General features: G+C 71.2%; 7 protein-coding genes and 1 tRNA gene. 5 read left to right on the top strand and 3 right to left on the bottom strand.

Translation table 11 applies throughout. From position 1 onward, the window contains the following. The 3 genes from IEZ09_RS06660 to IEZ09_RS06650 all read right to left on the bottom strand — a co-directional run bounded on the left by IEZ09_RS06660 (position 1) and on the right by IEZ09_RS06650 (position 1,049). Positions 1-85, bottom strand: a tRNA-Ser gene (locus IEZ09_RS06660). Positions 86-117: 32 nt separating this feature from the next. Beyond that, positions 118-564: a nucleoside deaminase gene (locus tag IEZ09_RS06655; RefSeq protein WP_189252644.1), complete on the bottom strand. Its 447-nt coding sequence runs from the start codon at positions 562-564 to the stop codon at positions 118-120. Continuing rightward, the gene (locus IEZ09_RS06650; protein ID WP_189252643.1) at positions 561-1,049 is read right to left on the bottom strand and encodes a tRNA adenosine deaminase-associated protein; all 489 of its coding nucleotides are present in this window, start codon (positions 1,047-1,049) and stop codon (positions 561-563) included. Before IEZ09_RS06650 ends, IEZ09_RS06655 begins: the two co-directional genes overlap by 4 nt. 60 nt (positions 1,050-1,109) lie before the next feature. Between IEZ09_RS06650 and IEZ09_RS06645 the strand changes: the two genes are divergently transcribed. The 5 genes from IEZ09_RS06645 to IEZ09_RS06625 are packed head-to-tail and all read left to right on the top strand — an operon-like array spanning position 1,110 to position 7,791. Beyond that, positions 1,110-2,315: a M20 metallopeptidase family protein gene (locus tag IEZ09_RS06645; RefSeq protein WP_189252642.1), complete on the top strand. Its 1,206-nt coding sequence runs from the start codon at positions 1,110-1,112 to the stop codon at positions 2,313-2,315. A 25-nt stretch (positions 2,316-2,340) separates the two neighbouring features. Then, entirely contained in the window at positions 2,341-3,288 is a 948-nt protein-coding gene (locus IEZ09_RS06640; protein ID WP_189252702.1) for a prephenate dehydrogenase, read from the top strand. A 9-nt stretch (positions 3,289-3,297) separates the two neighbouring features. Next, on the top strand, positions 3,298-4,857 hold the full coding sequence (locus IEZ09_RS06635; RefSeq protein ID WP_189252641.1) for a fibronectin type III domain-containing protein: 1,560 nt from the start codon (positions 3,298-3,300) through the stop codon (positions 4,855-4,857). A gap of 9 nt (positions 4,858-4,866) precedes the next feature. Further along, positions 4,867-6,588 carry a hypothetical protein gene (locus IEZ09_RS06630; protein WP_189252640.1) on the top strand — a complete coding sequence of 574 codons (1,722 nt, stop codon included), beginning with the start codon at positions 4,867-4,869 and terminating at the stop codon, positions 6,586-6,588. 18 nt (positions 6,589-6,606) lie between these two features. Further along, positions 6,607-7,791 (top strand): thiolase family protein, encoded by a 1,185-nt coding sequence (locus IEZ09_RS06625; RefSeq protein WP_189252639.1) that lies wholly within the window; start codon positions 6,607-6,609, stop codon positions 7,789-7,791. Positions 7,792-7,813 lie beyond the last annotated feature (22 nt).

Genomic DNA, 7,813 nt, shown 5'->3' with positions numbered 1-7,813 from the left:
CGGTGGCGGTGGGATTTGAACCCACGGAGGCTTTCACCTCACACGCTTTCGAGGCGTGCTCCTTCGGCCGCTCGGACACGCCACCGGTAAGAACAATACACAGTCGGATCCAGCGGGTTAACGCTGGGTCCGGAAGAAGCGTTCCAGCAGGTCAGCGCACTCTTCCTCGAGCACACCGCCGTGCACCTCCGGCCGGTGGTTGAGCCGGCGGTCCCGAACGACGTCCCACAACGACCCCACAGCGCCCGTTTTGGGCTCCCAGGCGCCGAAGACGAGACGAGAAACACGTGCGAGCACCAGGGCTCCGGCGCACATCGTGCAGGGTTCGAGGGTGACCGCGAGGGTGCAGCCGTCGAGCCGCCAGCCGTCGCCGTACTTGGTCGCCGCCTCGCGCAGGGCCAGGATCTCGGCGTGCGCGGTCGGGTCGCCGAGTGCCTCGCGGGCGTTGCAGGCCGACGCGAGCACCTCACCGGAGGGCGCGAACACGACCGCGCCGATCGGGACGTCGGGGCCCGAGCCGGCGGCGGCGTTCAGGGCCGCGCGGACGAGGTCGGAGTCGTTCACGCCTGGATCGTGTCGAGCAGCTTCGTGAACTCGTCGATGAAGCCGATGCGCTGGGCGATCATCTGGAGCTGCTCGTCCGGGTAGAGGTCGACCTGGTCGACGATGATCTGGAGCTCGTGCGAGGGCATGCCGAGATCGGCCAGCACACCCAGGTCACCCTCCGGCCAGAGCTCGGTGTCCTCCTCGTCCGGCGGTTCGACGCGCAGGAGGTCGAGGACGTCGGCCGCGATGTCGTAGTCGAGGGCGGCGGCCGCGTCGGAGAGCAGCAGCGACACGCCGCCGGGCACCGGTCGCAGGATGATGAAGAACTCGTCGTCGACGGCCAGCAGGCCGAACACGGCGCCGGTCGACCTGAGCTGACGCAGCTGTGTGATCGCCGCGTCCAGCTCCGACAGCGCGGAGCTGTCCATCCTGCTGCACCGCCAGCGGCCGTCCTCCCGGACGACCGCGACCGCGAAGCCGTTGACCGGCTCCTGCTGTGTCATGTGCACACCGTAGGGCCCAGACGACCTTCCCGGTAGCCGAGGTGGTGGCACCATCGGTAGATGAGCACAAACACGCCGGACCCCCGTCTCGCCGGACTGCTCGAAGGGGCGCGCTCGCTGCAGCCCCGCACGGTGGCGTTGCGCAGGCAGATCCACCGCCACCCCGAACAGGGGCTTCAGCTCCCCAAGACCCAGGCGGCGATCCTGCACGCGCTGGACGGGCTGCCGCTCAAGGTCACGAAGGGCGTGTCGACCACCTCGGTGGTGGCGGTGCTCGAGGGTGATCGGCCGGGGCCCACGGTGCTGCTGCGCGGCGACATGGACGGCCTGCCGCTGCAGGAGGACACCGGGCTGCCCTTCGCGTCCGAAGTGGACGGCAACATGCACGCGTGCGGGCACGACACGCACGTGGCGATGCTGGCGTCGTCCGCCCGGCTGCTCGCCGACCGGCGGGACGCGTTGCGGGGCAAGGTGCTGTTCATGTTCCAGCCCGGTGAGGAGGGCTACCACGGCGCCCGGTACATGATCGAGGAAGGCCTGCTCGACGACGGTGTGGAGAAGGCGTTCGCCCTGCACATCACGTCCAAGATGAAGTCGGGCGTGGTGACGTGCCGGCCCGGCCCGATCATGGCGTCCGCGGACACGTTCCACATCCACGTGAAGGGCCGCGGCGGGCACGGCGCGATGCCGCACAACGCCCTCGACCCGGTGCCGGCCGCCGCGGCGATGGTCGGCGCGATCCAGACCATGCTCGGGCGCCGGATCAGCGTGCACGAGCCGGCCGTGGTGACGGTCGCGCAGATCAAGGCCGGCACGACGACGAACATCATCCCCGAGGTCGCGACCCTCGACGGGACGATCAGGACGTTGTCCGAGGCCACGCGCAAGCAGGTGCACAAGGAGCTCAAGCAGCTCGTGAAGCACACGGCCGCCGCGTACGGCTGCCACGCCGAGGTCAGCATCGTGCCGGGGTATCCGGTGACGGTGAACGACGACCAGGTCGGTCAGCACGTGGTGGACCTCGTCGCGCAGACGATGGGGCCGACGTGGAGCGAGCCGATGCAGGACCCGCTGATGGGTGCGGAGGACTTCTCCTACGTGCTGCAGCGGGTGCCGGGCGCGCTGGCGTTCCTCGGGGCCTGCCCGCGCGGGATCGACGTCGACGAGGCGCCGCCCAACCACTCGAACCGGGTGCTGTTCGACGAGGCCGCGATGGAGCACGGGGTGGCTGCCTACGCGGCGTTCGCGCTGGACGCCCTCCGGTAGTTCCGCGCACGTGTCGCACGGAATGATGGGCGCCGTGCGAGACGTGTGCGTGATCGGACTGGGACTGATCGGCGGCTCCGTGCTGCGGGCCGCCAAGGCTGCCGGGCGCACGGTGTGGGGTGCGACCGCGAGCAAGGACGACGCGGACAAGGCACGCGCTGAGGGCTTCGACATCACGAGCGTGGACGAGGCCCTCAGCCGCGACCCGGAGGCACTGGTCGTGCTCGCCGTGCCGTTGCCCGCCCTCCCGGATCTCCTCCGCAAGATCCCCGCCGGCACCCGCCTCACGGACGTCACCAGCGTCAAAGGCCCCGTTCACGACGCCGTGCACCGGTACGCACCCCAGGTCCGCTTCGTCGGCGGCCACCCGATGGCCGGTACCAGCAGGAGCGGCTGGGACGCGGGCAGCGCGACGCTCTTCCAGGGCGCGGCCTGGGTCGTCACGCCGGAGGAGGCGGACGACCACCTCAACGACGTCATGCAGTTCGCGCTCGACCTCGGCGCCCACGTCGTGCCGACCACGCCCGAGGAGCACGACGAGGCCGTCGCGCGGATCAGCCACCTCCCCCACGTCATGGCGGCGATCCTGGCCGCGGTGGGCGCGGACGGCGGACCGCTCGCGATGGCGCTCGCGGCGGGCAGCTTCGGCGACGGCACGCGGGTCGCGGGCAGCAGGCCGGAGCTGGTGCGCGCGATGTGCGAGGGAAACCGGGACGCGCTGCTGATGGCCGTCGACGACGCGCTCGGCAGGCTCGGGGCGGCGCGCGGGTCGCTGGCGTCGACCGGTGGGCTCGCCAAGACCATCGAGGCGGGGCACGAGGGCCGGAAAGCGCTGGTCAACCAGCCGCAGCGGACCGCGATCACCATCGACCTGACGAAGCCGGGAGCGCTGGCCGCGCTCCGAAATCTCGGGTCGCGGGGCGGACGGGTGGTTGGGCTGAACGGCAGCACCGCCACAGCGGAAACGTCGTAGGGTCGCCGGGTGGATCGACGGACGCTCGCCGGTGGGCTCGGTGGCCTCGCGCTCGTCGTCGCTGCCGTCGTGGCGCTCCGCGCGGGCGACGGACCGGACACGTTGAAGCGTGAGATCGACGACGGCGTCGAGGTCGTGCAGCAGCAGGAGCCAGCGAAACCCGCCAACCCGAGAGCTCAGGCGCTGGACGCCGACGCGCTGCAGATCGCGTGGAACGGCTCGGCGTCGGCCTACGAGGTCCGCTGGAACGGCACCGAGCAGCTCGTTCCGGGGCCAGAGGTCGAGATCGGCGGGCTGAGTCCCGAGGAGCGGGTCGAGGTCGAGATCCGGGCGGTGAGCGCGACCGGCAAGCGGTCGGAGCCGCTCAGGATCTCCGCGACGCCCAAGGACCTCTACAACGACAGGTGGGACGACCAGCTCGTCGGCCAGGTGGACAGGTTCGACGGGCCGGAGGCGCTGGATCCGCGGAAGTGGCGGGTCGAGGCAGAGCCGGAGTGTCTGGGGCTCAGGCCGTTCGGGCCCGGCAAGCGCATCGACGTCGACTGCCCGATGGCCGCGTTCCAGTCGAACACGCCCATCAGGTTCGGAGTGCCGGCGAGCGACGGCGCGATCGGCAGGGCGATCATCAGCGTCGGCGGAGCCGTCGAGTCGAGTCACGTGCGGCTCACGCTGCTGCCCGACCCGTGGCAGTACCTCCGGGAGACCGACAGCCAGCCGCGCGGGGCGGTCAGCCTCGACGTCACGACGCAGGGCACGCGGATCATCGCGGACCCGGACCTGCCTCGCACCGGCAAGGAGGTCCAGCTCGGCGACGCGCCGCTGACCGGGCTCGTGGCGGGCGTGCGGCACCGGTGGGAGATGCGGGTGCTGCCCGACGCCGTCGTCGCGCTGCGCGACGGGGTTGTGGTCGCCTACGAGCCGGTGGCCATCAAGGAACCGCTGGTCCACCCGCGGATCCGCATCGACGGCGGCGGGTTCCTCGACACGTTCGGCGTCGGCGGCGTGCCGGAACGCGTCCTGCCCACCGAGGTCCTCTCGCTCGTGCAGGACGCCGAGGTCCCGCAGGACGCGGCCGCGGCCAAGATCGTCGCGCTCGAACCGGGCAACCAGGTCAGGATCACCGACGTTCCCGCAGGCGTCAGGAAGATCGCCGCCGCCGACCCCGCGCAGCTCGTGATCATCCGCAAGCCCGAGAGCCGCCCCGGCACCCTGCCGAAGCTCGCGGACCGGCCGGGCGGCATCAGGACCGGCGCGCCGCGGCTGCACGTCATGCACGAGGACGGCACCAAGCACCCGCAGCCGATCCCGCGACGCGGCCGCATCCTCGTCACTGCCGAGATCAACGCCATCGGGCACCGCGGCATCGAGCTCGAACTCGACGGCAGGCGGATCGTCGCCCTGCCCACCGACGAGCAGGGGCCCGGCGTCCCCGGCAGGCATGAGTTCTGGCTCGACGCGACGAAGCCGGCGCCGGGGTCGCACGCTCGGCTCAAGCTGAGCGTCCTTCCGGCGGACCATGCCGAACCCGTTACCACCGAAACCGTGTTCGAGCTGGGCACAACGCCTTAGCGTGACCGCATGAAGCGGGTCGCCTTCGCTGTCGCAGGGCTCGCGTTGGTGGTGGGCGTGATCTTGTTGCGCGACACCGACGGGGGCAACTCGACCTTGCCCACGGCTCCCCCGCCGCCGACGAAGCTCAAGCCGTACGAGGCGGAGCAGGTGCTCGTGCCGGCCCCACAAGGACGTCCCGGCACACCCACGAACGTCGTCGCGCGCGGCGGCCACCACAAGATCCAGCTGACCTGGTCCGGTGACGCTCCCGGCTACGAGGTGCGGTGGGGCGATCGGACCAAGCTCGTCACGAGGCCCGGCACCCAGCTGGACGGCCTGGAGAACGAGCGCGAGCAGCAGATCGAGATCCGCGCGGTCGACTCGTTCGGCCAGCGCTCCCAGCCGGCGACCACGAAGGCGACACCCCGCGCGGACAACGCCCCGTACACGTTCGTCGATCGCTTCGACCAGGCGGACGAGCCCGACCTGCAGCGCTGGCGCCTCACCAAGCGCACCGACTGCGCCCGCGCGACGTCAGGAGACGGAGAGGACCACGACCGGCTGATCATCAGCAGCAGCTGCGGCACCCGCGCGGTCACGCTGAGGTCCCGCACGCCGTTCGTCCGCACCGACGACGACAGCCGCCTGGTGGTCGAGACCGACGCCCCCGGCACCGGCGGCAAGCTGCTGCTGGACCTCGTGCCGGGCCCGGTCAGCGTCCAGGGCGACCCGGTCCTGCCGAACGCCATCCGCGCGACCGTCTCCACCGACGTCTCCGGCAACTCCGTCGTCGAGCTCGTCCCGAACGGCACGACGGCCAAGGCCATCCCGCCCGCGCTGCCGGGTGTGACCGTGCGCTGGGAGATCGTGCTGACCAGGAACGGCACGCACGTCACCCGTGACGGTGAAGTCGTCGCCACCAGCCCGTTCGTGCCGGAGTGGCGCGAGGCGACGGCATTGGTCGGCGTCGCTGCACTCGCGGGCGACCGGATCCGCGCCGGCGTCGACCTCATCGGCTACCGGACCGCCAAGGCCGACGCGCCGCCCGCCGTCCCCACGCCCCAGGTGCGCGTGGACGGTCCGGCGAGCAGCGCGTTGCCGATCCCTGACGTCACCTCGGGGCAGCTGCGCATCGCGTTGATCCCGTCGCGCGAAAGCGAGCCGGTGACGGCCGTGAAGATCAACGGCGTCGAGGTGCCGCTGAGGCCGGCCATCCCGGGAACGCCGTGGAAACCGGGCGCGGAGTACCCGGCCGTCGCCGACCTGCCCAAGGAAGCCTTCACCGACAACCTCAACGTCGCGCTCGTGACGCAGGAACGCGTCCAGGTCACGCACACCGACGTCGAGCTCACCGGCCCCAGGAGCGCTCCCCAGCGCCAGCCGGGAACACCGCTCGTCGACGCGAAACCGGTGCTCGCCGACCCCGTTCCCGAGGTCCTCGACGCGAGCGGCCAGCCCATCGAGAACGGCGCGGCGTTCACCAGGGGACGCGTGGTCATCGAGGTCCGCATCAACGCCCTCGACACGGCCGTCGCGGGCCTGGCCGGGTTCGAGGTGCGGCTCGACGGCAACCACGTCGCGACCGTCCCCACCACGACCGACGGACCGGGCGCCGCGGGCCGGTGGCGGATTTCACTGAACACGGCCTCGCTGGCGGAGGGCCCGCACGCGATCGAGGTCAAAGCCTTCAGCACCGATCCAGAAGTGCACCCCGAAACGGGTTACGTTCCCTTCTTGTTGAAGCCCTGATTGCCGCAAGATGGACGTATGGCCCGCGCACTGATCCTCGACGCAGCCCGCACGCCGTTCGGCAGGTACCGGGGAGGTCTCTCCGGCATCAGGGTGGACGACCTCGCGGCGCTGCCCATCGTCGACCTGCTGCGCCGCTATCCCGGCCTCGACCTCGCGCGCATCGACGACGTGCTGCTGGGCGACGCGAACGGCGCGGGCGAGGACAACCGCAACGTCGCCCGCATGGCCGCCCTGCTGGCGGGCCTGCCGGTGTCCGTGCCGGGCGTGACGCTGAACCGCCTCTGCGCGTCCGGTGGCGAGTCGATCATCCAGGGCGCGCGGGCGCTGGCAGCCGGTGACGCCGACCTGATCGTCGCGGGCGGCGTGGAGGGCATGTCGCGCGCTCCGTTCGTGACGGCACGCCCGGACAAGGCCTTCCCTGACCGCATGGAGACCGTGTCGACGGCCCTCGGCTGGCGGTTGGTCAACCCGCGGATGCCCAAGCACTACACGGTGCCGTTGGGGCTGGCTGCCGAGAACGTCGCCCACGAACTGGGCATCACGCGTTCCGAGATGGACAACTTCGCTCTGAGGTCACACCGCCGCGCCGCTGCTGCGTGGGACGCCGGTGTGCACGAGGGCTTCGCTTTCGCCGTGCAGCTGCCGGACGGCACCGCGGTGCGTCGCGACGAGAACGTCCGCGCGGACACGAGCATCGAGAAGCTCGCGAAGCTGAAGCCGGCGTTCTCGGAGAACGGCTCGGTGACCGCGGGCAACGCTTCTCCGTTGAACGACGGCGCTTTGGCCGCGTTGATGGGCACCGAGGCGATGGCGGCGGAGCTGGGTGTCGAGCCGCTAGCGGAGGTGCTGGGCAGCGCGACGACCGGCGAGGAGCCGCACCGCTTCACGATCGCGCCGGTGTCGGCGATCCGGAAGTTGTTGAAGCGGCTGCATCTCGACGCGCACCAGGTCGATCTGTGGGAGATCAACGAGGCCTTTGCGGCGATGGCGTTGTCGGTGCTGCATCACCTGCCGGAAATCGACCGGGAGAAGGTCAACGTTCACGGTGGGGCGATCGCGTACGGGCATCCGCTCGGGGCCTCGATGCCGCGCGTGATCATCGACGTGGCGCGGCATCTGCGTGCGCGTGGTGGTGGCGTTGGGATCGCGGCCGCGTGTGTGGGCGTCGGGCAGGGCGTGGCGGTCGCGGTTCGCGTCTAGCTGTACCTGGTCACGACGCGTT

This window comes from Lentzea flava (assembly GCF_014648475.1).
Classification (GTDB): Bacteria; Actinomycetota; Actinomycetes; order Mycobacteriales; family Pseudonocardiaceae; genus Lentzea; species Lentzea flava.
Note: the sequence above shows the minus strand (reverse complement) of the source record. Positions and strands in the feature narration are given on the sequence as shown.

Excerpts from the sequence above, each read along its gene's own strand:
- IEZ09_RS06640 (WP_189252702.1), top strand. The coding sequence starts at position 2,341 with ATGGGCGCCGTGCGAGACGTGTGCGTGATCGGACTGGGACTGATCGGC.
- IEZ09_RS06625 (WP_189252639.1), top strand. The coding sequence starts at position 6,607 with ATGGCCCGCGCACTGATCCTCGACGCAGCCCGCACGCCGTTCGGCAGG.
- IEZ09_RS06650 (WP_189252643.1), bottom strand. The coding sequence starts at position 1,049 with ATGACACAGCAGGAGCCGGTCAACGGCTTCGCGGTCGCGGTCGTCCGG.
- IEZ09_RS06645 (WP_189252642.1), top strand. The coding sequence starts at position 1,110 with ATGAGCACAAACACGCCGGACCCCCGTCTCGCCGGACTGCTCGAAGGG.
- IEZ09_RS06630 (WP_189252640.1), top strand. The coding sequence starts at position 4,867 with ATGAAGCGGGTCGCCTTCGCTGTCGCAGGGCTCGCGTTGGTGGTGGGC.